This is a genomic window from Anoxybacillus tepidamans PS2, from assembly GCF_000620165.1.
Classification (GTDB): Bacteria; Bacillota; Bacilli; order Bacillales; family Anoxybacillaceae; genus Anoxybacteroides; species Anoxybacteroides tepidamans_A.
Map to the genome: position 1 here is coordinate 126,281 of NZ_JHVN01000005.1, position 26,396 is coordinate 152,676.

General features: G+C 43.7%; 25 protein-coding genes. 12 read left to right on the plus strand and 13 right to left on the minus strand.

Annotated features, from left to right (window positions below; translation table 11 throughout):
- Positions 1-32 precede the first annotated feature (32 nt).
- The 3 genes from N667_RS0107305 to N667_RS0107315 all read right to left on the minus strand — a co-directional run bounded on the left by N667_RS0107305 (position 33) and on the right by N667_RS0107315 (position 3,644).
- Positions 33-875, minus strand: coding sequence for a sugar ABC transporter permease (locus N667_RS0107305; RefSeq protein ID WP_027408974.1), 843 nt, complete (start codon positions 873-875; stop codon positions 33-35).
- A gap of 1 nt (position 876) precedes the next feature.
- Positions 877-2,160 carry a carbohydrate ABC transporter permease gene (locus N667_RS0107310; protein WP_027408975.1) on the minus strand — a complete coding sequence of 428 codons (1,284 nt, stop codon included), beginning with the start codon at positions 2,158-2,160 and terminating at the stop codon, positions 877-879.
- A gap of 194 nt (positions 2,161-2,354) precedes the next feature.
- The gene (locus N667_RS0107315; protein WP_027408976.1) at positions 2,355-3,644 is read right to left on the minus strand and encodes an extracellular solute-binding protein; all 1,290 of its coding nucleotides are present in this window, start codon (positions 3,642-3,644) and stop codon (positions 2,355-2,357) included.
- 232 nt (positions 3,645-3,876) lie between these two features.
- Here N667_RS0107315 and N667_RS0107320 point away from each other — a divergent pair, with 232 nt between their 5' ends.
- The gene (locus tag N667_RS0107320; RefSeq protein ID WP_027408977.1) at positions 3,877-5,643 is read left to right on the plus strand and encodes an alpha-glycosidase; all 1,767 of its coding nucleotides are present in this window, start codon (positions 3,877-3,879) and stop codon (positions 5,641-5,643) included.
- A 30-nt stretch (positions 5,644-5,673) separates the two neighbouring features.
- On the opposite strand, the gene N667_RS0107325 is transcribed toward N667_RS0107320, so the two are convergent.
- Positions 5,674-6,534 carry a helix-turn-helix transcriptional regulator gene (locus tag N667_RS0107325; protein ID WP_027408978.1) on the minus strand — a complete coding sequence of 287 codons (861 nt, stop codon included), beginning with the start codon at positions 6,532-6,534 and terminating at the stop codon, positions 5,674-5,676.
- A gap of 125 nt (positions 6,535-6,659) precedes the next feature.
- Between N667_RS0107325 and N667_RS0107330 the strand changes: the two genes are divergently transcribed.
- Positions 6,660-8,009, plus strand: a complete 1,350-nt coding sequence (locus N667_RS0107330) for an MATE family efflux transporter (RefSeq protein ID WP_027408979.1) — start codon at positions 6,660-6,662, stop codon at positions 8,007-8,009.
- Between the two features lie 31 nt (positions 8,010-8,040).
- On the opposite strand, the gene asnB is transcribed toward N667_RS0107330, so the two are convergent.
- A complete protein-coding gene (gene asnB, locus N667_RS0107335; RefSeq protein WP_027408980.1) occupies positions 8,041-9,888 on the minus strand; it encodes an asparagine synthase (glutamine-hydrolyzing) in 1,848 nt (615 codons plus the stop codon).
- Positions 9,889-10,237: 349 nt separating this feature from the next.
- On the opposite strand from asnB, the gene N667_RS0107340 reads away from it, so the two are divergent.
- Positions 10,238-10,786 carry a DUF2777 family protein gene (locus tag N667_RS0107340; protein WP_027408981.1) on the plus strand — a complete coding sequence of 183 codons (549 nt, stop codon included), beginning with the start codon at positions 10,238-10,240 and terminating at the stop codon, positions 10,784-10,786.
- 137 nt (positions 10,787-10,923) lie between these two features.
- Here N667_RS0107340 and N667_RS0107345 read toward each other — a convergent pair whose 3' ends face one another.
- On the minus strand, positions 10,924-11,280 hold the full coding sequence (locus N667_RS0107345) for a YisL family protein (protein WP_027408982.1): 357 nt from the start codon (positions 11,278-11,280) through the stop codon (positions 10,924-10,926).
- Positions 11,281-11,437: 157 nt separating this feature from the next.
- Between N667_RS0107345 and N667_RS0107350 the strand changes: the two genes are divergently transcribed.
- Complete coding sequence (locus N667_RS0107350) at positions 11,438-12,631, plus strand: ornithine--oxo-acid transaminase (protein WP_027408983.1); 1,194 nt, start codon at positions 11,438-11,440, stop codon at positions 12,629-12,631.
- Positions 12,632-13,011: 380 nt separating this feature from the next.
- Here the strand turns inward: N667_RS0107350 and N667_RS18375 are convergent, their stop codons facing one another.
- Together N667_RS18375 and N667_RS0107360 are read right to left on the minus strand one after the other, a co-directional pair.
- On the minus strand, positions 13,012-14,190 hold the full coding sequence (locus N667_RS18375; protein ID WP_084278970.1) for a fatty acid desaturase family protein: 1,179 nt from the start codon (positions 14,188-14,190) through the stop codon (positions 13,012-13,014).
- 416 nt (positions 14,191-14,606) lie between these two features.
- Positions 14,607-15,515 (minus strand): fumarylacetoacetate hydrolase family protein, encoded by a 909-nt coding sequence (locus N667_RS0107360; protein ID WP_027408984.1) that lies wholly within the window; start codon positions 15,513-15,515, stop codon positions 14,607-14,609.
- Between the two features lie 204 nt (positions 15,516-15,719).
- Here N667_RS0107360 and N667_RS18380 point away from each other — a divergent pair, with 204 nt between their 5' ends.
- Positions 15,720-15,905, plus strand: a complete 186-nt coding sequence (locus N667_RS18380) for an aspartyl-phosphate phosphatase Spo0E family protein (protein WP_269528346.1) — start codon at positions 15,720-15,722, stop codon at positions 15,903-15,905.
- 8 nt (positions 15,906-15,913) lie between these two features.
- On the opposite strand, the gene N667_RS0107375 is transcribed toward N667_RS18380, so the two are convergent.
- From N667_RS0107375 to N667_RS0107385, 3 genes are all read right to left on the minus strand, one after another.
- Positions 15,914-17,116, minus strand: a complete 1,203-nt coding sequence (locus N667_RS0107375) for a DUF418 domain-containing protein (protein WP_232223889.1) — start codon at positions 17,114-17,116, stop codon at positions 15,914-15,916.
- A gap of 88 nt (positions 17,117-17,204) precedes the next feature.
- On the minus strand, positions 17,205-18,797 hold the full coding sequence (locus N667_RS0107380; RefSeq protein ID WP_027408986.1) for a long-chain-fatty-acid--CoA ligase: 1,593 nt from the start codon (positions 18,795-18,797) through the stop codon (positions 17,205-17,207).
- A gap of 88 nt (positions 18,798-18,885) precedes the next feature.
- The gene (locus N667_RS0107385) at positions 18,886-19,110 is read right to left on the minus strand and encodes a spore germination protein (RefSeq protein ID WP_027408987.1); all 225 of its coding nucleotides are present in this window, start codon (positions 19,108-19,110) and stop codon (positions 18,886-18,888) included.
- A 136-nt stretch (positions 19,111-19,246) separates the two neighbouring features.
- Between N667_RS0107385 and N667_RS0107390 the strand changes: the two genes are divergently transcribed.
- The 7 genes from N667_RS0107390 (at position 19,247) to N667_RS0107420 (ending at position 21,539) form a co-directional block, all read left to right on the plus strand.
- Positions 19,247-19,471 (plus strand): spore germination protein, encoded by a 225-nt coding sequence (locus N667_RS0107390; protein WP_027408988.1) that lies wholly within the window; start codon positions 19,247-19,249, stop codon positions 19,469-19,471.
- A 65-nt stretch (positions 19,472-19,536) separates the two neighbouring features.
- Entirely contained in the window at positions 19,537-19,758 is a 222-nt protein-coding gene (locus N667_RS0107395; protein WP_027408989.1) for a spore germination protein, read from the plus strand.
- Positions 19,759-19,770: 12 nt separating this feature from the next.
- The gene (locus N667_RS0107400; RefSeq protein WP_027408990.1) at positions 19,771-20,028 is read left to right on the plus strand and encodes a spore germination protein GerPB; all 258 of its coding nucleotides are present in this window, start codon (positions 19,771-19,773) and stop codon (positions 20,026-20,028) included.
- 48 nt (positions 20,029-20,076) lie between these two features.
- A complete protein-coding gene (locus tag N667_RS0107405; RefSeq protein ID WP_027408991.1) occupies positions 20,077-20,688 on the plus strand; it encodes a spore germination protein GerPC in 612 nt (203 codons plus the stop codon).
- A complete protein-coding gene (locus N667_RS0107410; RefSeq protein ID WP_027408992.1) occupies positions 20,685-20,867 on the plus strand; it encodes a hypothetical protein in 183 nt (60 codons plus the stop codon). Before N667_RS0107405 ends, N667_RS0107410 begins: the two co-directional genes overlap by 4 nt.
- Before the next feature lie 28 nt (positions 20,868-20,895).
- Positions 20,896-21,315, plus strand: coding sequence for a spore germination protein GerPE (locus N667_RS0107415; protein ID WP_027408993.1), 420 nt, complete (start codon positions 20,896-20,898; stop codon positions 21,313-21,315).
- 2 nt (positions 21,316-21,317) lie between these two features.
- Positions 21,318-21,539 (plus strand): spore germination protein, encoded by a 222-nt coding sequence (locus tag N667_RS0107420; protein ID WP_027408994.1) that lies wholly within the window; start codon positions 21,318-21,320, stop codon positions 21,537-21,539.
- A gap of 303 nt (positions 21,540-21,842) precedes the next feature.
- On the opposite strand, the gene N667_RS0107425 is transcribed toward N667_RS0107420, so the two are convergent.
- Together N667_RS0107425 and N667_RS0107430 are read right to left on the minus strand one after the other, a co-directional pair.
- Positions 21,843-25,220, minus strand: a complete 3,378-nt coding sequence (locus N667_RS0107425; protein WP_027408995.1) for an AAA family ATPase — start codon at positions 25,218-25,220, stop codon at positions 21,843-21,845.
- Complete coding sequence (locus N667_RS0107430) at positions 25,217-26,392, minus strand: exonuclease SbcCD subunit D (protein WP_027408996.1); 1,176 nt, start codon at positions 26,390-26,392, stop codon at positions 25,217-25,219. The genes N667_RS0107425 and N667_RS0107430 overlap by 4 nt, the downstream gene beginning before the upstream one ends.
- Between the last annotated feature and the right edge of the window lie 4 nt (positions 26,393-26,396).

Here is a 26,396-nt window from a genome sequence, read left to right on the forward strand (position 1 = left end):
AAGAACTTGAACAGTTCTTTCCTTCCTTTTTCTTATCCTTTCGTTCCGCCCGCCGTCAGTCCGGATACAAAATATTTTTGGAATGAAAGGAAGAGGATGGCGATCGGCACAGCGATCAAGACAGAGCCGGCAGCGAACGTAGTGAACTCGCTGCCAAATTGTTTCGCAACCAAATCGTATAAACCGACAGCAAGCGTATATTTTTCTTTGCTGCGCAATAAGACGCTCGCCAAGATAAAGTCCGCAAACGGCCCGGTAAACGCAAAAAGCGCGATCACTGCAATAATCGGTTTGGCAAGCGGCATGATGATTTGTAAGAAAATGCGCAAATGCCCGGCCCCGTCAATCCTCGCTGACTCATCCAGCTCTTTCGGAATCGTATCTAAGTACCCTTTCATCAGCCACGTATTCATCGGAATAAAACCGCCGACATAGACGAGAATGAGCCCTAAGTGAGTGTCAATTAACTTCGTCAGCAAACCGAGAACATAAATCGCAATCAACGCGGCAAAGTTCGGGATCATTTGCAAAATCAAAAAAGTCATCAATCCATTTTTTCGACCGATAAAGCGGTAGCGAGAGAACGAATACGCTGTCAAACTAACGAGAATGACAGAAAAAATCATCGTTAATGTAGATATTTTCAAAGAATTCCAATACCAAAGCAAATAATCGCTTTTCGATGTGTCAAACAGTTCCTTATAATGAGCAAAAGTGGCATGATCCGGAATCATTTTCGAGCCTGACAAGCTTTGGCCCGGATTCAAGGAAGAGCCGATAACCCAAAGAAGCGGATAGACAATGACGATCGTCATGGCCAATATGACTAAATACGACAACGTCAAACGAATGATTTTTTGTCTTTTCATGTTCATATTACATCATATCCTCTTCTTTAAACGATTTTGTTCTTCTAAACTGCCATAGCGCAACCGAAACAACGACAAGCGATAAAAGCAAGGTGACCGCCGCCGCTTTGGAATATTGCGCAGACGTCATCGTTAAGCGGTAGATCCATGAAATCAAAATATCGGTTGCCCCTGCATTTTGTCCAGATACGGCAGGTCCGCCGCCGTTAAACAAATAAATAATATTAAAGTTATTAAAATTAAACGTATATTGTGTAATTAAAATGGGTGCAACAGCATATAACACGAGCGGCAACGTAATTTTCGTAAACTTTTGCCATGCGGTAGCCCCATCGACTGTGGCCGCTTCATACAATTCATCCGGAATGGCCTGCAGCACCCCTGTTGTCATCGCAAAAATGAACGGGAACCCAAGCCATGTTTGAATGAGAATAAGCGCGACCTTCGTCCAAAACGGGTCGGTCATCCAATCGATTGCAGGAAGCCCCAATGCCGCTAAAATCGTCTTATTGATTACCCCGAATGATTCGTTAAACATTCCGGAGAATACGAGAATCGTCACAAACGCTGGAACGGCCCATGGCAAAATGAAAATCGTCCGGATCATCGCTTTTCCCTTTAAATCTTTTTGATTCACAATAATCGCCAGAAAAATGCCGAGGGCAATTTGCAGCGTGGTCGCCCCAAACGTCCATACGATCGTCCATGCTAAAACGTTAATAAACGTTTTTCGCCAAAGATCAAGCTTTACCAAATCGATAAAGTTTTGCAAGCCGACCCAATCTACTAGTCTTGCCGGAGGCGTATGGTATAAATCGTAGTTTGTGAACGCAAGCAGCACGACAAAAATAATTGGAAAAACGACGACAAAGACAAGCAAAATAAAACCGGGGGAAATCATTAAATATGGAAACCCGCTGTCAACAAGCGTGTGGTATTGCTCGCGCAAAGAGCTGACTTTCAATCCTAGGTCGCGCTTTTGCCCGTTTTTATAGGCATCGCACAAATTAAAAGCATAGAAGCCGAGGCCAAATAAAAGCACAATGACAGCTAAAATGCCTTCCACAAGCAAAAAAATCGAATGATCGCGCGGCACTATTTCTCCAAGCGTCACTAATCCCCACAGCCCCATGTTAAGCAAATCGCCAAATACGATATAAAAAGAGGCAGCTAAAATTAAAAAGAAAGTCCCTTTAACGTACTGGCGATTATACAACTGTCCGAGCCCCGGCACAACCGACAAGCCGAGGGCGATTTTCCGGTGGCTCGATTGATAGATGGTTGATTCCATATAACAGCCTCCTTTCCGAAACATCGCGGGGACGATGGACAAATGAATTCGATTGTTTCATTTTTTAATAATTAATTGAACAGTGCAATCCTATAGCTAACTAAAAATCTCACTTTCTAGCAATACTTGCTTGATCGTAGCCAATCGCTAGAAAGTTTGGGCAGTACCTCCGCACAGGAGATACCGCCCGATGATTACTTGCCTGAATGATTCGTTTCAATGTTCGTTTGAATCGTTTTCACCGCGTCATCTAACGCTTTCTTCGGCTCAGCCTTCTGATTCGCTACTAATTGCAGCGCTGTCGCCATTGGGCCCCACACTTCCGACATTTCTGGAATATTCGGCATTGGAATCGCATATTGCGACTGGATCGCTACCGCTTTTGCCCCTTCGTCATTAGCGATCAGTGGGTCATTAATGAGAGATTTCACCGGCGGAATCTCTCTTGTCAACTCGAAGCGTTTTTTCGCGTTTTCCGCGTTTGTTAAAAATTCAATTAATTTTGTCGCCCATTCCGGATTTTTCGAGAACGCGGATACGTGCCATCCTTTCACACCCATAAACGTTTTCACATGCTCACCGTTCGGCAATGTTGGCATCGGCGCAACCCCGATATCAATGCCCGCATCGCGCATGCCTTGGAACGCCCATGGACCGTTCATAACAGCCGCCACTTTCCCTTCATTAAACAGCCCATCCATTGTGGAACCGCCGTTTTCGCCGATAATGCCTTTCGGGAATAATTCTTTATACCATTTTTGAATATATTCAGCGCCTGTTACCGCCCCGTCATTATTCAAGCCAAGATCTTTCGGATCCAATGTGCCGTTGTTGTCTTTAAAGACGTAGCCGCCCATACCGGCAATAATGCCATGAGCAAAGTAGAAATTGTCCCAAAGAGCCAAAAAGCCGTATTTGCCTCCTTTTGTAAAATTTTTCGCGAATTGATATAACTCATCCATGGTGGCCGGCGCTTTATCCATTAGTTTTTTATTATAGATAAATACCGGCGTCTCCACCGCTTTCGGCAATCCATATAGTTTTCCTTTGTATGTCTCCGCTTTAATGGAAGACTCCGTAAACGTATCTAGCACTGATTGATCCACTTTGATCTCGCGGATCAATCCTTCGGTTGCAAGCTGGCCAATTTGATCATGCGGAACGGTAATAACATCCGGCCCCGTGCCCGCTGGACCGTCGAGACGAAGCTGTTCGCGCTGCTTTGTCGCCATCTCTACTTCTTTGTACTCGACTTTAATACCGTATTTTTGTTCAAACGCTTTAATCGCTGGTTCGAGTGCGACACCGCGCTTTACATCTTCCCAGACGACAAGCTTATCCGGCTTTGGAGGCATACCGTTCTCTGCAGTTTCCGTTTGTTTGCTGCCTCCGCTTGTATTCGTTGCCTCCTTATCCGGTCCACAACCTGCCAACACCCCCGTTGTTAAAGCAAGCGACGAGAAAATAGATACAACTTTCTTCATGATCGACCCCTCCTAATTTACCAGTCTTAAAATACAACCGCTTTCACAACACAGTTTGTGAAAACGGTTGCACAAATCTTATTTTTAATTATACAACCATTTGACATTTTGGCAACTATTTTTTTATGATTAACCCGCTATTATGCTTGTTGACTTTTTCCTCCTTCTCTTTTAACCTGAATGTAAGAGTGCAATCGATTGCATTATCCTATTGCGAAAGGAGCGAATAAAGGTGCTGAAAGAAGCGATTTATCATCGTCCGAAAGACAATTTTGCCTATGCCTATGATGACAACACTTTACACATCCGGCTAAGGACAAGAAAAAGCGACATCGAACGCGTCAACTTACTATATGGCGATCCGTACGAATGGGAAAATGACCAATGGCAAATCAACAAAATGGCTATGCGAAAAAGTGGAAGCGATGAATTATTTGATTACTGGCTCGCTGAAGTGATCCCACCTTATCGCCGTCTCCGCTACGGTTTTGAACTTTTAGCAGAATCGAAGCGAATCATCTATACAGAAAAAGGATTTTATGACGAGGTTCCGTGCGATGACACCGCTTATTATTTTTGTTTTCCCTTCTTAAACAAAGCCGATATTTTTCAAGCTCCAGAATGGGTCAAAGACACCGTTTGGTATCAAATTTTTCCCGAACGGTTTGCTAATGGCAACAATGCGCTCAACCCGGAAGGTACACTGCCTTGGGGAAGCGCCGAACCGACACCGACTAGCTTCTTTGGCGGAGATTTCGAAGGGATTATTCAACGAATCGATTATCTTGTGGAATTAGGAATCAACGGTATTTACTTTACTCCGATTTTTAAAGCGCCTTCCAATCATAAATACGATACGATTGATTATTTTGAAATTGATCCGCAATTTGGCGATAAACAAACGTTCAAACGGCTTGTGGATCTTTGTCACCAAAAAGGCATTCGCGTCATGCTTGATGCCGTCTTTAACCATAGCGGCTATTATTTCGCTCCGTTTCAAGATGTGCTCAAACACAGAGAGCGTTCTAAATATAAAGATTGGTTTCATATTCACGAATTTCCGCTGCGGACATCCCCGCGTCCGAATTATGATACATTTGCCTTCGTGCCAACGATGCCAAAACTGAATACAGAAAACCCGGAAGTAAAGCAGTATTTATTAGATGTAGCGACTTACTGGATTAGCGAATTTGACATTGATGGATGGCGTTTAGATGTGGCCAATGAAGTCGATCACCAGTTTTGGCGCGAGTTTCGTCAGGCCGTTAAAGCGATAAAACCTGATGTTTATATTCTCGGCGAAATTTGGCATGATGCAATGCCGTGGCTTCGCGGCGACCAGTTTGATGCGGTCATGAATTATCCGTTTACAAATGGCGCGCTTCGCTTTTTTGCCAAACAGGAGATCAGCGCATCAACGTTTGCGCATATGATGACACAAGTGCTCCATTCATACCCAATGAACGTCAATGAATCGGCTTTCAATTTGCTCGGCAGCCATGATACACCAAGAATGTTGACGGTGTGTGGCGGCGATGTACAGAAAGCGAAACTGCTGTTTTTATTCCAACTTTCCTTTACAGGCACCCCTTGCATTTATTATGGCGACGAAATTGGCATGACAGGCGGGCAAGATCCAGGCTGCCGAAAATGTATGGTATGGGATGAATCCGAGCAAAATCGCAACTTATTCGCCCACGTTCAAAAATTGATCTCGCTGCGAAAAACCTATAAAGCCTTCGGCAATCGCGGACAGCTTTACTTTATCGATGCGGGCGATGAAACAAATCATCTCATCTATATAAAAACATATGAAGATGAAACGATCGTATTCCTTATTAACAACAGTGAACAAGAAACGAACCTCTCTCTTCCACTTTTTCTAAAAGGAAAACGACTGACTAACATCTGGACGGCTGAGTCGTTTGCTATTGCAAGCGATTCATGGCAAGTAACGCTTCCGCCATACGGCTTTGCCATCTATCAAGTCGAAAAATGACAAAAAGCGCGGGCTCGTTCCCTCGCTTTTTTACGTGCGCTGAACTGTACGGCGATACTCAGTTGGCGTTACTCCCTCTACTTTTTTAAAAAGCCGGGTAAAATACGCTCCATCTTCAATCCCTACTCTTTTGGCAATCGCCTCAATCGTTTCATTCGTTTCCGTCAACCATTTTTTCGCCTTTGACAACCGATAATAGTGCAAATATTGCGTGACGCTCATCCCGAGCGTTTTTTGCATGCAGCGCGTAATATAGTCCGGGTGAAAGCGCAGCGATTGAGCCAGCAGCTTCATGTCGAACGGCTCTTGATAATGCTTATGAATATATTGAATCGCTTCCGCGCATACTTTTTCAGATGCACTCGGAATGCGTAGCGCTTGTTTTTGCAGCTGCAATAGAAACTCCGTGAAGTATATTTGCTGTTTCAGTGGGCTATCAGGAGCGCCGTCTTCATTAAGGTCAACGATTTGTTGAAGCAATTGTTCCATTCTTTCCTTTTGTTGCGGTTTTCCGTATTGCGGCAAATGAAACATATATTGCGCCGCCTCCACATATGTTGCTTCCCGTTCAATGATATCATGCCAGCTAAGATCCTCTTTTTCTATCACTTCATAATGGTTCTCCATCGCAAAATGAAGCCAAATAAATTGTGTATCCTCGCGGCATTCTTGGTAGCCATAATGCTCTCGTCCGGGAATAAGAATGATATATTCCCCCTCGCCTACGGAAAAACGGGATTCTGCTTCAGCCATAAACAAGCACCCTTGCTTGACATACAGCAAATCAAAGACGGAAAACGTGCGGCGAAAATGCTTTTTTCCTTTCGAAAAAACCGCCTCTCCCCCCTTAATAAATGTCGGAAAAGGCGGCCAGCGAAACGTAATATGCATCTTTCTCTCCCCTTTTCTAAGTCGGAAATGTACAAATAGAATCGTGTTATTCCCTTTTTAACCTTTAATGAAATCGATACACTGAATATAGTTTTTACGTCGGAAAATGTAAAGGAGTTGTCTTGATGGCAGGGGAAAAAAAGTTTACTTTATTCGCACTCACATGGCCCATCTTTATCGAAACGCTCTTGTACATGTTAATGGGAAATGCCGATACGTTGATGCTGAGCCACTATTCCGATGATTCGGTTGCCGCAGTCGGCGTCGCGAACCAGATCGTATTTCTCGTCATTGTCATGTTTGATTTTGTTGCGATGGGAACAGCCATTTTAGTCTCCCAGTACGTCGGAGCACACGATGAAAAAAGTGCCATAGAGGTAGCGTTCACTTCTATTAGCTCTAATTTTTTATTTGGCCTTCTCCTGAGCGTTGGACTGCTGCTGTTTGGCAAACCGTTGTTGCAAGCGATGGATCTGCCAGCTGAGCTCATGAACGAGGCATACTCCTACTTAGGAATTGTCGGGGGGTTTTTATTTGTTCAAGCGTTGATTATGACCGCCGGAGCCATTTTAAAAAGCTACGGATATACCCGTGATACGATGTACATTACGATTGGCATGAACATCCTCCATGTAATCGGAAATTATTTCTTTATTTTTGGTCCGTTCGGAATTCCCGTATTAGGAGTTAAAGGGGTAGCGATATCGACAACGATCAGCCGATGTATTGCCCTCATTGTCATTTTCGTTGTTTTAGTGAAGCGGACCTGCCTGCCGCTGTCATTGCCACGCCTTTTTTATTTGCCAATGCGCCATGTGCGCAATTTGCTGAAAATCGGCATTCCTTCGGCCGGAGAACATTTAGCGTATAATACGGCACAAATGCTCATTACGTATTTTATTACTTGGATGGGAACGGAGGCACTGACGGCGAAAATCTACACCCAAAATGTTATGATGTTCGTGTTTCTTTTTGGCATTGCAGTCGGGCAGGGAACGCAAATTCTTGTCGGCCACTTTGTTGGCTCACAGCAATATCAGGCCGCATACGAACGGTGTTTAAAAAGCTTGCGCAGCGCTATTGTCATTTCTATTATCATGGCTGCGATTTGCTATGTATTGGCCGATCCGCTTCTCGCGATTTTTACAAAAAACAGCGAGATTATCGAAACAGCAAAAACGCTATTGCTTTTAACCATTGTGCTTGAACCGGGCCGCTCGTTCAATTTAGTCATTATCAGTTCCCTGCGGGCAGCCGGCGATGTAAAATTTCCAGTCTATATGGGGATTTTATCGATGTGGGGCGTGAGCGTAACCATTTCATATATTCTCGGAATCTATTTCGGGTTTGGGCTTGTAGGCATCTGGATTTCCTTTATCGCCGATGAGTGGCTGCGCGGTCTTCTCATGTTATGGCGCTGGCGCTCGAAAGTATGGCAAAAGAAATCATTTATTCAACAAGTCGAAACAGCATAAAAAGGAGAAGCTTACAGATAGAGCTTCTCCTTTATTCTTTAATTTGAATTCCGTAGTGTTCAAACCACATGTGAACTTGGCACAAGTAGGCTAACAATTGCGGTCCTGTCATAAGCTGGCCGAACCAAGGCGTTCGGAACGATTTTCCTCCTGTTTCGACCATTTCATGCAGCTTTTCGGCCTCAAAAAATTCATATAATACCGATGAGCGGTTGTTTAATATTTCCTTCAACTTCTTTTTTACTAACTCCGTATAAAGAGGATGATGTGTTTTTGGATACGGACTTTTTTTCCGATATAGCACTTCTTCCGGCAAAATCCCTTCTAGCGCCCGGCGCAGTATTCCTTTTTCGCGATTGCCGTGCATTTTCATCTCCCATGGAATGTTCCAAACATATTCAACTAAGCGGTGATCAGCAAATGGGACGCGCACTTCTAGACTTGCCCCCATGCTCATTCGATCTTTGCGATCAAGCAGCGTTGTCATAAACCAGATCATATTTAAATAAAAGAGTTGACGCCGCTTTGCTTCAACGGCACTTTCCCCTTCAAGCGCCGGAACTTCAGCAATCGTTTCTTGGAAACGCTCATTGACATACTCATCCAATCGCAACTTGTTGCGCCATTTTTCTTTTAACAGCCCCATTCGCTCCTCCGTCGATCGCATCCACGGAAATCCGCTTCGTGCTAAATCGTCTGGGCGGTGGAACCAAGGATATCCTCCGAAAATTTCGTCAGCGCACTCCCCTGATAAACTGACGACAAAATCTTGTTTAATTTGCCTGCAAAACCAGAGCAGCGACGAGTCGACATCGGCCATTCCCGGCAAATCGCGAACAACGACCGCCTCTGTTAAATGATCCGCTAAGTCCTGTTGGGAAATAACACAACGATGGTGCACTGTCCCAAACGCTTTCGACATTTTCTCGATCCACGGGCCATCCGCGTTCGGCTGAAAATCGTTGGCGGTAAAATATTGATCATTTCCTTCATAATCAATCGAATACGTATGAAGCGGACCTTTTCCTGCTTTTTCAAACGCCGTCGCTGCAATCGCCGTAATCGCGCTTGAATCGACCCCGCCGGATAAAAAGGTACAAACAGGCACATCGGAAACGAGCTGTCTTGTAACAGCATCAGTAAGAAGAAATCGCACTTTCTCCACCGTTTCTGCAAATGAATCGCGATGAATATCGCTCGTTACGTTCCAATAACGCCATATTTTCCTTCCTTCTCGCGAGCATATTAACGCATGGGCCGGCCGCAACTCGTTAATATGGCGAAACACACCGCTTCCAGGGGTGCGAGAGGGGCCTAATCCAAAAATCTCCGCTAACCCTTCGCGATCGAGTTCAGCTTTTACATCAGGGTGTGCTAAAATTGCTTTAATTTCCGATCCGAACAACAAACCGCTTTTCATACTGCGATAAAAAAGCGGCTTGACTCCTAGACGATCCCGCGCTAAAAATAATTGCTCACGCTCTCCATCCCAAATCGCAAAGGCAAAAATTCCGTTCAAATATTCTACACATCGCTCTCGCCATTCGATATACGATGTCAACAACACTTCGGTATCTGAATGCCCTTGAAACGCATAGCCTCTTTTCAATAGTTCCTTGCGAAGATCTTCTGTATTGTAAAGCTCCCCGTTGTAACAAATCGTGTAAGCATGGCCATTTTTATGTCTCGTCATTGGCTGCGCCCCGCCCGCTGGATCGACCACGACAAGGCGCTTATGTCCAAACGCCGCATATTCGCCCAGCCAATAGTTTGTATCATCCGGACCGCGCTTTGCCAATGTCTCGGTCATTTTTTTAATCGTCTGCTTCTCAGTGCGCATCTCTCGCTGGAATTCGACCCAACCGGTGATCCCACACATACAAATCAATCCTTTCTTTTCTTCAACGTAAAAACATGTCGTCTTTTTCCCACATTATATGCAGTTAGAAGCTAAAACGGCGACATCCCCCGCCTTCTCTAGGGCGCAACGATTTTTTAAATAGATACCGCTAGAGCTTTTCTCCCTGTCTCACTTCGGCTCACCCGCACCTTTCAGAAAATCCCCTTAGGGCGAGAATTTTCCGTTGATACTATACGTTCACCGAATTTTTTCTCGTTGGCATGCTTTCATTGTATGCAAGTGCAGCCATTTCGATGAATTGTCCAAGGAAGTGAATAAATGCAGGAAAAATCGGCGAAAACGAGAAAAGAGGAGGAGATGAAAAAATATGAGTTTTGAGCAAAGAATGGCGCGCATTCCTGAGCAAAAACGCGCTTATATACAAGGTGAAATTGAGTACGTCAATGATGAATGGGTTTTCTTCGATGAAGAAAACGAAGAAGCGGCGCTGCTTGAAGAAATGGCAGAAGGAGAAATAGAGATTTTCCGCTTCGGTCAGTGGCTCGTCGGCCATTGGCAAGAAAACGGAGCAATTCTTTTAGAAGGATCTGTTGTTCCACTCAGTAACGGCGACATCGTCCGATTTCGCAAACAGCTTCCTTTCGCATATCGCTGCTGGTTAGAGACTCTTCCTGAAAAAACATTTTTCCGTTTTGTTGAATGGTTGAATGGACTCGGCTTTTCATTATACGATTGCCTTTATTGCTACAACGGGCTTCTATTTGAAAAAAGCACCGGCGTTAATTTTATTATTTATGACAACACGGAACTGATCGGCAACGTGCAACATTACTATGAGCGGGGGGCAACAAATAAAGACCGTTTTGAAATGACATTTCATACAGGAAATCGCTTCATTTGCGCACAAATTGGATAAGCGTGTTTGAAAAACTACTTTCCACACGAAATATCAGTGTATATTGAAAGAGGTGCCCATCACACAGTTGGGCACCCTCTTCTATGTAATCTTTAAGCAACATATACGTTTACTGTCTGTGATACAGGAAGATGTCTTCAAGCAAAAGGATGAAATCCTAATGGTAATTTTAAGCCCAAATATAGTGCAAGAAGAAAAGCGATCGCTAGCTGAACCCAAGCAATGCGCGCGCTCTTTCCTTTTTTCACGCTCGCCATCACCATTTCCATCGCTCCTATCACCCATAAACCGGCGGCCGCTTTTACGATGTATAGCGGCGGAAGAGTAGCAAGCATATGAAGCAGCATCGCCCCTGTGGCAATGATCAACAGATAAAAGAGTCGCAAGATCATTTGCATCATTTTAGCTTTCGGCGAACGGGCTTTTTGCATCGAAAGGGATACAAAAAATAAAATAAAGGCAATAACCCATGTCGTAATATGCGCGTGTGTCATTTGAATGGATCTCCTTTCAAACATAATCGCTTTCATCATAACATGTTTCCTAAGAAAAGCGAAATACGACGCTCCGGAATTTTCAACCTAACAAGCTAGCAATATTTTTGCTATAATAAAAATAATGTACGGACTACTGCAAATAGGAGGAACACGCATGAGCAAAACAACAGAAATTATTCATTTAACAGAACAATATGGCGCCAACAACTATCATCCGCTTCCAGTGGTTCTATCAAAAGGGGAAGGCGTGTGGGTAGAAGACCCTGAGGGCAATCGTTATATGGATATGTTAAGCGCGTACTCCGCTGTCAACCAAGGTCATCGCCATCCGAAAATTATTCAGGCATTAAAAGAACAAGCGGATCGTATTACATTGACATCCCGCGCGTTCCATAACGACCAATTAGGTCCTTGGTATGAAAAAGTGGCGAAACTAACAGGAAAAGATATGGTGTTGCCAATGAACACAGGGGCGGAAGCAGTCGAAACAGCTGTCAAAGCGGCTCGCCGCTGGGCATATGATGTAAAAGGCGTAGAAGAAGACAAAGCAGAAATTATCGTTTGTGAAGACAACTTCCACGGCCGGACAATGACAGCCGTATCGATGTCTTCCAATCCGGAATATAAGCGCGGCTTCGGCCCGATGCTTGCTGGCATTAAAGTCATTCCATTCGGCGACATCGAAGCGTTAAAGAAAGCGATTACACCGAATACGGCGGCCTTCATCTTCGAACCGATTCAAGGAGAAGCGGGCATCAACGTTCCACCGGAAGGATTTTTAAAGGCGGCTTACGACGTGTGTAAACAGAACAACGTGCTATACATTGCTGACGAAATTCAATCAGGCTTAGGCCGTTCTGGAAAAATGTTCGCTTGCGATTGGGAAAACGTTGTTCCGGACATGTACATTCTCGGTAAAGCATTAGGCGGCGGCGTCTTCCCAATCTCTTGTGTAGCGGCAAACCGCGACATTTTAGGCGTCTTCAATCCAGGCTCGCACGGCTCGACATTCGGCGGAAACCCGCTTGCTTGCGCCGTTTCGATCGCTGCGATCGACGTTCTTATCGAAGAAAAATTAGCGGAACGTTCTTTCGAGCTAGGAAACTACTTCCAAGAAGAACTGCGTAAAATTGAGCATCCTGACATTAAAGAAGTGCGCGGCCGCGGATTGTTTATCGGTCTCGAGTTGCACGGACCGGCCCGTCCATATTGTGAAAAGCTACAGCAAAAAGGATTATTATGCAAAGAAACGCACGACACGGTCATTCGCTTCGCTCCACCGCTCGTCATTACAAAAGAGCAGCTTGATTGGGCGATCGAAAAAGTAAAAGAAGTGTTTAGCGAATAAAACAAAGCAAACAACGCTAGGATTTCACGTCCTAGCGTTGTTTTATCTTGCCTTTGTAATGCTTGCTCCGTTTTATAATCATTGCTGCGATTCGCCAAACAATGAGTGACCAATAATACGCAAAAGTTGTTTAGCATTTCATAGACATTTTTCGAAGTGCCGTGTTATAGATCAACACGATTTATAGATATCGCACCTTTTGCAGATCTTTAAGCAGTTGTGCATCAAAAACATGGAATTCGTGTTTTCACAACCACTTCGCTGCACGGGAAAACATAAAAATCGGTTTCATTCCTTGTTTTTATCTTTAATCAAATTGCATGATCAATCTTGACGCCCAACAAATAACATGCTGGCTCTATGGAACCAGCATGTTTCTGCTATTTTTCCAGTTGTGCATCCGCGTCTTGCACTGCCATTCTGCCTTGTTGATCCCTGATTGCCCCACCTACACTTCGTTTAGGGGTGGGAGATGAATCGGTGGAATATGTTAAAGTATCTTTTTTCCCATGTTCGATTTTATGGTATTCAATACAGGACGGATTCAGCCCATGCCCTAAAGATCCGTATACGTTCCCTTGACGTGGTTCAATCAACTGGTTTTGCTGATAATAAAGTCTAGGTGTCTTCCAAAGCGCCCATAATGCTTTAAGCATCGGCATTTCGTGGTAGCGATGCGGCCACATCTTTTTAATCTGTTTTTTTACCAATGGATAATATTTGGAACTCATGCTTGGAAACAGATGATGCTCTGTATGATAGGAAAAATTAAAGTGAAGTACATCCATCCATTTCGGAACTGTAACGGAAAGGCTGTTCGCAAGCGGATCATTGACAGAGACTAAAGGATTGAGGCGATGGTTCGTCGAAATATAGCTCATCACAATAAAATTGGCAATCAATAGCGGCAATAAAAAGATAAAGAACCATTTAGTGAATCCAACAATAAATAATAAGCCAATCCATGTTGCCCATGGCAAAAGAAACTGGAAGAAGACGATTCCACGATTTTTGGGATGAAAATTTTGCAGAAAATAAAACAGCATCCTTATCGAATGAAGCGTAAACATAATGGCTAATGAACTAAATGCAAAAAACGCTCGTATCGTAAACGGAATTTTATATATCCAACGCAACAGACGGCTTTGCGCTAATTTTTCTATGGCTGGCCATGCATCAGGATCTTTCTCTTCATTTTGTGTATGGACATGATGCGTTATATTATGCCATTTTCTCCATAACTTCGGACCTGTACATAACGGCCAAAAGGCTACCGCCCCAAGAAAATCCCGCAACCACGGCGTTCGCACAACCGTGCCATGTAAAATTTCGTGTCCTAAAAATCCTAGCGCTGCAAAACTAAAGCCTAGTACAACAGAAATAAGCATATTCCATATCGTTTGAAGCTCAAGCAAGGAAATGACGAGGATACCGCTAAGCACTGCTATTAAATACACAAGGCCAAGGAAAAGACGGGAAGGGACTGGTTGAAATGCCTTTTTCGGCAAATACGGGGAGATTTGCGCCGCATACCAACCAAACGGATGAAGCTCTTTCATATGATAACTCCTTTCAACTTCAGCCTTTTGCCTGCAACACAATTTGACAAAAGGAACCAAAACAACATAGGTTGTAATCTTCTGAAAAAATGATTTGTGTTTTATCGTAACATCTTCCCTTTTGTCCTGTCAATTTTTTATTACCCTCGTATTATTTTTTGGTACTATTTTTTTAGAAAAATAACCAGCATTTCTGCCAACAATAGCAAAAAAGCTGGTTTAGAGCTGTTGATATAGGCATCGTTTGTCAGATGTAACTACTTCTAAAATGTAAGCGGTACTAGAGTCCTCCATACGATGAAGTGTTTTGGCCACTGTATACAATTCCAAGGCGGTGGATTTTTTATGTGCATTATGCGTTTTGTAACACGTTCTTACCATATAATTCTCTTTTTTAATAACTTTCAATTTTCTGTTTAGCTACCAATTGAGTTTCGAAGTGTGCCGATTTTTTCGATTGTGATTTCTACTACATCTCCCGACTGTAAAAAGCGCGGCGGTTTCATCCCCTTTCCGACTCCCGCTGGCGTCCCTGTGGCGATTATATCTCCCGGCTCTAGCGTCATTCCTTGAGAAATAGTAGAAATAATCGTTTCAACCGGAAAAATAAACTGTTCGGTATTCGCTTTTTGCCGCGTTTCCCCATTCACTTTCGTTTCGATATGCAAACGGTTCGGGTTAGGGATCAGTGACTTATGTACAATCCACGGCCCCATCGGACAAGACGTGTCTAGACTTTTCCCAAGCAAAAACTGTTTATGTCGCTGTTGCAGATCGCGCGCCGTAATATCGTTAATAATGGTATAGCCAAACACATAATCAAGCGCTTCTTCGGCGCGAATTCCTTTGCCTTTTTTTCCAATAACAACGGCCAATTCCCCTTCATAGTCTAGTTCATTAGTCACATTTTCATGACGCAGCACCCTCGCCTCATGTCCTATAACCGTTGTTGGAACTTTTGAAAACAGCATGAGATGCTCTGGAATATCATCCGCACTTCCTAGTTCGATGGCATGCTCAACATAGTTTTTTCCGACGCAAAAAATATTTTTAGACGGCCGGGGGATAGGCGCTAATAACCGGACACTCTCTAACGGATATACGTAATCTGAAGAAGATTGTTTCTCTGTCTCTATCCATGTCGCAATTTTTTGAACTTCCTCGATAAATTGATCTCCTATCGCAATGCATTCGACAAGCGTTTCAGGCAACGTCTTAGATCCTTTCATCGCTTGCTCTGCTAACGCCAGATTGATAATCTCTTCCTTTTTATTGACCACACCTACAAATATTTGATGATTTCGTTCAGCTGTGACAAATCTCATTATAATTCCTCCCTGCTCCGTTTTCTAATAATATTCTTTTTTTTCTTTACAAACCCTACCGAAAAATTTGTAGAATTATGTAATGTTATGTCTTGTTTTAACGAACCCATTCCCTTTTTTCCCATTTTGTGTATAATAGTTTTATAATTGGTCATACTAATTTCCTAACAACAATAACAAAAACGTTGGTGAAAAAAGATGATTATGTTGATTGAGGAAAAAAGACAACAAATGATTGAACTGGCTTTAACATACGGCTTTACGGCAAAAGAAACGGTTCAGTGCAGCCAGGAACTAGACGAATTGTTAAATATCCAGTTAAAGCAAACGTTAGCCTCTCAACAAAACACTATCGCCCCATTAAAACTAGGTATCTCACTCCCTGAATAGAGAATTATTCATAGCAGCCGTTCGTATGTTTCACCCTTTTTGAACGGCTGCTTTTGGCCATATGTGAGCGTTCTCCATATCCATTCCAATGGCCCCATTCGGTAATGGCTTAGCCATATTGTGCTTAAGGCAAGTTGCAATCCGTAAATGGCTATTGTTAAAAGCAGTCCGTAAAACGGGCGAACGCTTCCATACAATCCTAATCCATAGCTATAAAATAAAACTGTACAAACAATCGACTGAAACAAATAGTTTGTTAACGACATGCGACCGACTGCTGCAAGCGGTGAAAACAATTTATTCCATAATGAGTTCTTTGATAACAACGCCATTGTCACAGCGTAAAAAATGGCTGTTGCTGGACCGCCAAATGTATGTTGAACGTATTCCGTAAATACATTCTTCTCCGACCAGTATGGCAGCAGTTTAAAAATAATGCCGATTACGAAAGCAAAAACCGATATTCTTTTCAATATTTTTTCATTTGCCTCAACAGCCGTAAACCATTGCTTCTTTGCTGCGTATGCCCCTAACAAAAACATAGGCAAAAGCGAAATAACGATGTAAATCGTTTCTGCTCCTCCGTTTACATATACCCAGTCGTGCCAACGCTGCCAAAAAATATCGGAAAACGTTCCATCACGATAATGCTGAAGTGCCTCATCCGCCAATCTTTCGTTGTAAAAATGAGCCGAATCTCCCTCACCTATAAGAATTGGAATCAGCAATAACAAACTAATCACCGTGTTGGGGACAAGCAAAAAAACGGCCGCTCCAATCAACAAATAGCGCTCGTGAGCATTATAAAACAACAAGAAAATCGCACCTGTCAATGCATAGGAAATTAAAATATCGCCGTGCCAAATAAGAAAAGCATGAACGCACCCGATCAGAAATAATACAATAAGCCTTCTTGCGAAAAGCCAGGAAGCGGAATAACCTTTCATAAGCGCTCTTTCTCGAAAAATCATGGCACCAAATCCGAACAAAAAAGAAAATAACGTATAAAAACTCGCTTGGGCAAAAATATCAATGAATATCTCTGTCCATCGATCAAGCGGCTCGCTCGACCAACTCCCCGGCTTTAAATACATGATTGGAGAATTAAAATCTGGCATATTGACTAGGAAAATGCCTAGAATAGCAAATCCTCTGATCACATCAATCACTTGAATCCTCTCTTTTTCAGAAATCGGTGTCAACGCCTGCACCTTAAATCCTCCTTCTTGCATTATGATGGAATTATATAACAAATAACAAAAAAGGTCATCTGTCTAATCGACAAATGACCTTTTTTGATTAGTTCACGTATTTTCCTGACTTTCCAACCGAGGCCCAATACTCGTTGCGCAAATGTACTTTTTGAATTTTTCCTGACGCGGTCTTTGGCAACTCTTCTACAAACGTTACGCCAGTAATTGCCTTAAAATGCGCTAACTTCTCTCTTGAAAAATCGATTAATTCTTGCTCCGTCACTTCGAGCCCCGACCTTTTTACAACAAACGCATGCGGCGTTTCGCCCCACTTTTCATGAGGCACTGCAATGACAGCCGCCTCAAGCACGGCCGGATGCTCATATAAAACCCCTTCAACCTCGATGGAAGAAATATTTTCTCCTCCGCTGATGATAATATCTTTTTTGCGGTCGACAATATCAATGTTTCCGTACTGATCGACCGTCGCCATGTCCCCCGTATAAAGCCAGCCGTTCCGAATCGTTTCCATCGTAGCCTCTTCGTTTTTCCAATATCCTTTCATCACACCATTGCTTCTGACCACAACTTCCCCAATTGTTTTTCCATCGCGTGGCACTTCTTCGCCGTGCTCATTCACTACTTTTACTTCGCAGCCGATCATCGCATGCCCCGCTTTCGCTTTCATTCGATGTTGCTCATGAAGCGGCAAATCGCACAAGTGAGAACGAATGGTCGATACCGTGCTGAGCGGTGATGATTCCGTCATACCGTATACTTGGATAAATTCCCATCCTAATTCTTTTTCAACGCGTGTTACAAACGCCGGCGGCGGCGCGGATCCAGCAATAACGACGCGCATAGGATGATCAACTATTGGCTTATGCTGCTCGTAATATTGCAGCAACGAATTGAGCACTGTCGGCGCCATATGCATAACATTAACATTATATTGTTGAATGTAATTGAAAATAAGCTCTGGCGCTGCTTTTCTTAAACAAATGTGCGTGGCCCCGTTTGCTGTATAATAGAACGGCGCTCCCCATCCATTGACATGAAACATCGGTAAGACATGTAAATAGTTGTCGCGATCCGAAACTCGCAAATGATGCATTGTGACGAGCGCATGGAGATAGTTGTTTCGATGCGTCAACATCACGCCCTTCGGTTTTCCCGTCGTTCCGCTCGTGTAAAGGAGGCTGCACACATCATCCTCGTCGATGTATGGACGCTCGAACGAATCCGCTGAAAATTGTCCTAACCATTCATCGTAAGCGATTTCATTTGTTTCGTTATCTTTATAATGAACGATGATTGTTTTCACTGTCTCCAGCTTGTCCTTAATTGGTGCAATTAGATGGTATAACTCTTGGTCTACAAACAACACTTTGCTTTCACTATGATTCAAAATAAACAAATAATCCTCAGGTTTTAAGCGAATGTTTAACGGAACCATGATCGCTCCAAGCTGAAACACACCGTAAAAACCTTCCAACATTTCGAGTGTGTTGGGAGCCAAGTATGCGACGCGATCGCCTTTTTGTATCCCCAGCTCTCTCAATCCGTGTGAAAGCTGGTTCACTCTCCTACTCAATTCACTGTATGTAAGCTGCTTTCCATCACAAATGACCCCTGTCTTCTCGCCGTACAGCGACACAGCGCGATCCAAAAAATGCGTCAATACCAACGGCACATTCATACTCCTCATCCCCCTTGTTATATATCAGAAAATTCAATAAAATTATAACACATTTTTTAGGAAAAAGCGTTACAATTTCGTAACGCCTCTAATTATTACCTGCGTTAACATTATCTTTTAAACTTGAATCAAAAGTGTTCGTTACACTAAAAACCGTGTTCGTCTGCAAAAAATCGCCTGTATTGCCACCGCCTGCTCCACTGTAGGCTTTCGTTGTACTTTTCGGCGTAATTTGCAGTACATCACCCATATTAACGGTGCCGTTTCCAGAAACGCTCGTGACTTTTATCCCACCCATAATAACGGCTGGCATGCTGATCATCCTCTTCGCTTTTTATTTATTATTTTATGAAACTCGAAATAAATCGATATGGACACCCGCCACCGTTCAACACTTTCTTTTTTATTTCATACAATGCATTAATACAAATAAGAAAGGGCGTGAGCATATGCCATCCTTCATCGGAGGGCCAATCAAAATTACACATGTCAGCGGCGATGGGACAGTCAATTTCGGTGACGTCTTACAAATCGCTCCAAAAAGTACGGGGAAATCTTACAATGGATCGGGCGGAAGCAATAACGGAGACTTTATGCAGACGAACTCGTTTGTTAGCTTCACTAATACGTCAGATTCAGATGTTGCGGATGGAAACAATGTTGCTAACAACTAGCGGAATCACACTTTTCAGCACATGCCCATAAGATATAAGTAATCATAAAAGAAAGGTGTATGACTATGCCGGCATTCGTTGGAGTCGTTAAGCTAAATAGTATCGGAAGCAGCGGGGTTTTTCATATCGGGGATGTGTTTGCGATCTCGCCATACAGCATCGCTAAAACGTTTGCCGGTGCGGGCTCTTTTAATACAGGCAACGGCTTGCACGTATATAACTACTATAGCAATACGAACACGAATGATGCAGATGTCGTGGATGAAAATATCGTTGGTAATGCATAAAGGGGGGGAACAATGAATTTCTACATTAATCAAAGTATATGTATTTACCAATTTAAAATCGGTTCTGTCACCAACTCGTCCGTTTTACAAATCGGCAGTGCTGGACGCATTCAGGCGCTTTCGACTTTGAGCAATACTGGCGGATTTACGCAGCCGGCCCCTGAAGCGGTCATTTCTGGACCTTCAAGTGAACCGATTACTCCATTGGTTCCTCTCCATTCCTCAACTCGCGAAAAAGACTCTGAAAAAAGTGATGACAACCATTCATAGACCATATACTTGATAAGAGAAGGGACCTTTGAGAGGATGAGGAGCCGTATGAGCATTTCATTTCTACAAGATTACTTTATTAAGTTGCAGCAGTATTTATTATGGCAAACAAATAAAATCCAACAGCTTGAAAGGCGGGTTGCAGTTCTTGAAAGAGAATTGCAAGAAATAAAACAGCGGCCGCAAATGACGATCGAAAGAATTGAATATAAGTTTGATCAATTAAAAGTGGAAACACTTGAAGGGACGTTAAATATCGGGCTGACTCCTAACGGCGGAGCAGGAACGATCGAAGATTTTGCCGTTAGCCCTCAACAAACAATCGTTCCTAAACCTGAACCGATTTTATTTCGCAATATTCAAACAAAAATTAACAATTATTTAGCAAATGAATGTAAAGAGCTTTTGCAAGAACTCGAGCAGAAATATTCTTACGAGCTAGATGAACCGTACCGTCAGTTCATTCTTCAAGATATTCAACGCCAAATTGATGAACGAATTCGTTTTTATTTGCAGCAAAAAACAAATAGCGGATATATTCCAGACGCGCAAACTTCAGAACATGTAGAAAACGAGATATTTACAAAAGTAAAAGAAGATATTGATCGATCATTGGAGAGTTTTATTAAACACTTACCGAAGCAAGGAGGAACATCATGAATTATACCGTCATCAACCGCGAGATGCACGTTGGGGATATTTATCTAACCGCTGTTACCAGTTCATCAATCTTCTTAATTGGAGACGCTGATATTATTAACTTAGCTTCTGCCTTTGACACCCCGCCAGAATCTTTGATTATCGGTCCATTCGTTCCGCTTACTCCAAAAGGTTCATAGAATCCAACATGAAAGGTTGTTTCCTAGGATGAAACGATTATCAATAGTGCAGTATATCAACAGCAAAACATTCCTTCTTAGTTCTGTTTTCCAAATTGGAGATTCAAAAGAGATTAACGCTCGCTCGAAAGTATTAGCGGTACAGAGACAACATGAACTTTTTTTCGGAAGTGAAGGAGAAGAATTATTTCCTGTTTTCACAAAACCAATTCCTAAGCTAGATATCTCTGCTCCCGATAACATTTATCGGCTTCATGAATCCCCCGTTCTATCCGTCCGCTCCGTTTACTTGATTGCCGCCTCGACTGCAGCAGTCGTTCACATCGGCTCGACCTCCACCGTGAACGGTGAAACAAGAATTAAACATATACGCCAGCTAGCGGATCAGCCTTCTTCTCCCCCTCCTTCCGTTCCGCAAACGGCGGCGCGCATAACAAAGGAGGAGTAAATATGCCTGCAGTTGTCGGTCCAATTAAAATTACAAACGTCAGCAGCGGTGCTGTGTTTCAAGTGGGCGACTCGCTATACATCGCGCCAAAAGTGGCGACGAAAACAGAAGCAGGATCAGGCGGATTTAATACGGGAGATTTCGTTATTACAAACAACGGCGTTAGTTTGACCAACTCTTTTGATCCTGACTTGTTCGACGGCAATATAGCTGGAAATAACTAAAGGTTGAGAGGGCCATTCTCTCAACCTAATCGTGTTGATGAACCTCTCCCACCTACACTTCGCTTAGAGGTGGGAGATTTCTCGGGGATACGTTAAAATGACTTGACGCTGCTCTCTTCTCCTAGAGCAGCAAGACACCTTACCGGTCAGACATGCGGATGGCGTGCCTTCCCTGTACGTTGACATACGGATTTACCTGCAGGGATATAGCTGAAAAATTTCATGTATTCTTGCGTGAATTCCCCATCAATGTTGTACGCAATATTTTTGGATCATCAACTTTCTTGCTCTTTTCCCTTGTTGCTACATAACCTCTAGCATCACGCGCGTTCCTCGCCCCGACGGTTCCGCTGGCTCTACAATCAGCCGCTTTGGCAAGCGGGCGCGCAGCTCTTGCACGTGGCTGATCACTCCGATCGCCATGTTGTTAGATTGCAGCCGTTCCAACGCAGAAATAACAACATCAAGCAATTCACCATCAAGAGTGCCAAATCCTTCATCCAAAAAGAAAAACTGTAGCGGATACTCGCCACGCAACTGAATTTGTGCCGATAAAGCCAATGCCAGCGATAAAGAAGTCAAAAATGTTTCTCCCCCTGACAGTGTCGTCACCGGACGACGAACACCGCCATTGGCGTCATCACGAATAATAAATCCTCCTTCGGAATCGACTTCTATCGCATATCTTTGCCGTGTCAATGTCCCAAGCCGTTGTGATGCGTCGCGTGTAACACGAATTAACTGCTCTTCGGCGATAAATTCGACAAAACCGTTGCCGCGCAATACGTTTTGCAATTCCCGATATTGATTCGCTAACCGTTCCGCTTCTACGCGTTGTTGCTCTAACTCTTGAAAACGTGCGTGTTTGTCAATAAGCTCTTCTAATTTTGTCCGCATAGAAGCTACCTGTTTAATTAATTCGGTCGTCTTCTCTTCTTCTTCTTGCCGCAATCGTTCAATTTCTAGCCACTGTTCTTCCGCTATGTCCTCTCCGTTCATCATCTTAGTGATGCGTTCCCATTCATTTTGCCATTTGAGCCGCTTTTCACGATATTGGGCCACCTGATTGGCAATTATTGTTTTTTCTTTCTCATTCAACAGGGCCGCTCGAACTTCGTCACCGGTTGCAAAAGCACTCTTTTGCAGCTGTTCAACCCATTGAGTACTCATTTGTTCAAATCGCTTGTGGCTTTCAGAAAGAGCCAATTGTGCTGCTTGCTTCTTCGCTTCTAGCATCTGATATTGTTTCTGCATGTCATTCCACTTTTTATATGCTGCTTCTTCCTCCTGTTGTAGCTGCCGTAGCTTTTCCTCGGTTTCTGCTAGCAATCGCTCAAGTTCCACTGATTGAATTGCAAATGGAAGTGCTTGTTCATATTCTTTATGTTGTTGTTGTTTCATTTGGAGCAACGCCGAATATTCTGTTCGCTTTCTTTCAAGCTGCTGCCACTCTTCTTTGGCCTTTTCTCGTTCGAACGCTTTTTCCTCGAGAAAACGGACGCTTTTCTCAATTCTTTCTTGCAATAATTGCGATTCTCTTTCATTTTCACGCAATTGTTTCATCAATTGTTCGATCGCCTCAAACGGCAAATCATCGTGTGCATCGAGCCATGCTTTCATTCGCTCTTCCATTGCTTGAGCTCGCTCGTGATACTTGCTCATCCATTCGTCGATTTCTTGCTGCAGCACGGTTCTTTGCTGGAAAAGATCTTGTTTCTCTTTTTCTATCTTTCTTCGTTTTTGAATGATACTGTTCGTTTCCTCGCGGTATTGCAAATAATCCTGATGCAGCGCTTTGGCTTCCGCGGAAAAATAGTGCAGCTGCTCATGAATGGAACTTGGAAGTTCTCTTTCTACTTCTTTTTTTAATTTTTCTACATTCTCTAACGTTGGGAGCGATTCATCATCCTCTTGCATCATCGCTTCCGCTAATTGCTCTAGTTGAATTTTAAGAGACTGAAACGGCTGAACAAGCATTTGAGCTTGTTCAAGCCAATCGGCCCATTCAGCCGATGGCTCGCTCGTATCACTATCGGCCGACTTTAACGGATCGGGATGATGCAGTGAGCCGCAGACAGGACAAGGAATCCCATCCTTTAACTCTGCCGCTAGCGCCAACGCCGCGTGGCGCATGCGCTCTTGCTCGGCGACTTTTTGTTTTTCCTTGATTTTCACTATCGTTTTTTCCAGCTTTCCTTGCTGTTCGCATACATAGTGATACAACCATTGCAGCTGTTGAAAGTGTTTCGCCCATTTTGTCTTAATAAGCTCCTCTTGCTCTTCATATACTTTCTCTATTCGAGAGATTTCATCGAGCTTTGCTTGTTTTGCCTGCCACTGTTCCTTTATCTCTTGCAAAGCCTGCTCAAGGGTTTGAATGTCCCTCTTTTCCTCGTACGCTCGATAAATCCGCTCTTTCGTTTGTAGGTTGACCTGCTTTTGCTGCCATTCTTCCTTCAATCTTTTCTGTTTTTCTAATGCCCGCTCGTAAAGGTCGGAGAGCTGTTGAAACGATCGTTTCGCCCGTTCCTCTTCCGTTATGGCATGATCTATTTGCCTAGCAATGTCAGTTAGTTCTTGTTTAATTTGCTCGATTCGCTCAAGCAGCTGCCGCGCCTGAATTAGCTGTTCCTTTTTTTGCAATCGTTTCGGCTCTTCCTCATTTTTTCGTTCCCGAATCAAACGATACTCCTCAGTTGCCGCTTCGTATTGTTGGCGAACCATCTGAAATTGTTGTTCGATTTGTCCGATGCCATTCGCCCATTTTTCCGCTTCTTGTTTGGCTTGCTCGTATTGTTGGAGGTATGGAAATAACCGTTCCGCCTCCTCTGCTTTTTTTTGTTTGCGTTCAAGCTGAGCAACCACTTCTTCTTCTTGACGGCACAGTTCTAATTGCTGCTTGACATATTCTTTTTCTTTTTTCCACTGCCAAAGCTGTTTGTACCGTTCGTAGCGCTCGCTTATTTGCGAAAATCGCAGCTTTTGCTGTTTGAGTTCCGATTCAAGCATCGCTAATTGCCGCTTGTGTTCATCAAGCGTTTCTTTAGATGCATCCCCGAGTCCCGCCTGCTCAGCGCGGATCGCTTCTAATCTTGCCGTTGTTTTTGCCAGCTTCGCTTTTAATTTTTTATTTAAACAATCGCCGTACTGCTCAAGGTTAAAAAGCCGCTGCAGCATCTGCCGCCGTTCTACTCCTTTTAACGATAAAAATTCGGCAAATTTCCCTTGTGGCAACACGACGGCCCGGGTGAAATCTTTCATTTCCAATCCGAGAAGACGCTTTATTTGCTCATCGACATCTCTTGTCTTGTCAGCCAACACAACCCGTTCCTCTCCATCCTCAATAAGACGGCTTATTGCTGTTTTTACACGAAGTTCGTCGCTTCGTTTAAAACTTCGCTCAACCGTATATCGTTTTCTCCCGTTAGCATTTACCAGTTCAAACGTAAACGAAACAGCCAATTCCTTTTCGGCATGATTCATAATTCCGTGCGTATTGTTCGCGGCCCGCTCTACATTTCCATAAAGCGCTAGCGTCATTGCATCTAAAATAGATGATTTGCCGCTTCCCGTCGGTCCAAAAATGCCAAAAAGACCGCCATCGCACAACTTCTCAAACTCAATCGTCTGCTTTTCTCGAAAGCTATGTAATCCCGCAATTGTTAAACGAATCGGCTTCATTGTTCATCACCGTCCCCATCTTCATCAACAAGCAACTCTAGAAACAGCCGAACCAGTTCATCCGTCGGTTTCGCCCCTCCTGTTTGCTTCTCATAAAAGCGTTGAAACAGTATTTCAATGGGAACATGTTCGCGCATTTCCTGCACTACCTCTTCTTTAGTCAAAAATTTCGGTCGAATATATATGAATCCGTCATACAGCTTCCGCAAACGATGGATTTCCTCGAGGGTCAATGAATGCTCCACAGTTATTTCTAAATCAATCCAAGCGTTGCGATCCTTGCCTTCCTCGAGCCAACGATATACTTGCGCAATCCCCTCTGTTGCCTTCCACCTGACAAGAGGCCTGCCGCTTGATAGTGGAATTTCTAAGGCATTGGCCTCTTTTCCAGGATGAACATCGATAATCGTGACCGATTTAGTGTAGCCTGCTTCAGAAAAACTGTAGGCTAGCGGTGAGCCAGAGTAGCGTGCAGGCATGCTCGCCCGCTTGACATTTTGCGGGCGGTGCAAATGCCCAAGAGCCACATATTGGGCGCGCGATGGAAAACGCTCGGCAGAAACGGTATATGCTCCGCCGACTTCAATCGGCCGCTCTGAATCCGATGTCGCTCCCCCAGCCACATATAAATGGCTCATCGCAATGTTGACCGTATCATGGCGAAAACTTGCATTCATCGCCGCAAAAATTTCGCCTACTTTTTCGTCATAGCCTTTCCGCAACTGCTTTTCATCGTTTTCAGATGCAAGCAACTGCAAAAGCCTCGATTCGGATGGATACGGAAGTGCGCCGAGCATCAGCGTTTCTTCGCACGACGGAACATAAATCTCTTGAACTTGGTTTGTTGGAAAACCGAGCAATGTAATCGAATGGCGAACAGCCAGCATGGATGCAGCAGCCAAGCGGTCAGGATGATCGTGGTTTCCAGCAATGACAACAACTGGCCGCTGCCCGTCATTTGACAGTCTAGCTATGCCCTCATAAAACAATTGTTCTGCCGCGGCTGGCGGATTGACAGAATCAAAAGCATCCCCCGCCATCAACACTACGTCAATGTTCTCTTCCTCTACGATCGCTACCATTTCATCGATAAATTGCTCCTGTTCGCGCAGCCGGCTTCGCCCTTCTAGCGTTTTCCCTAAATGCCAATCAGCTGTGTGCAAAATTCGCAAATTT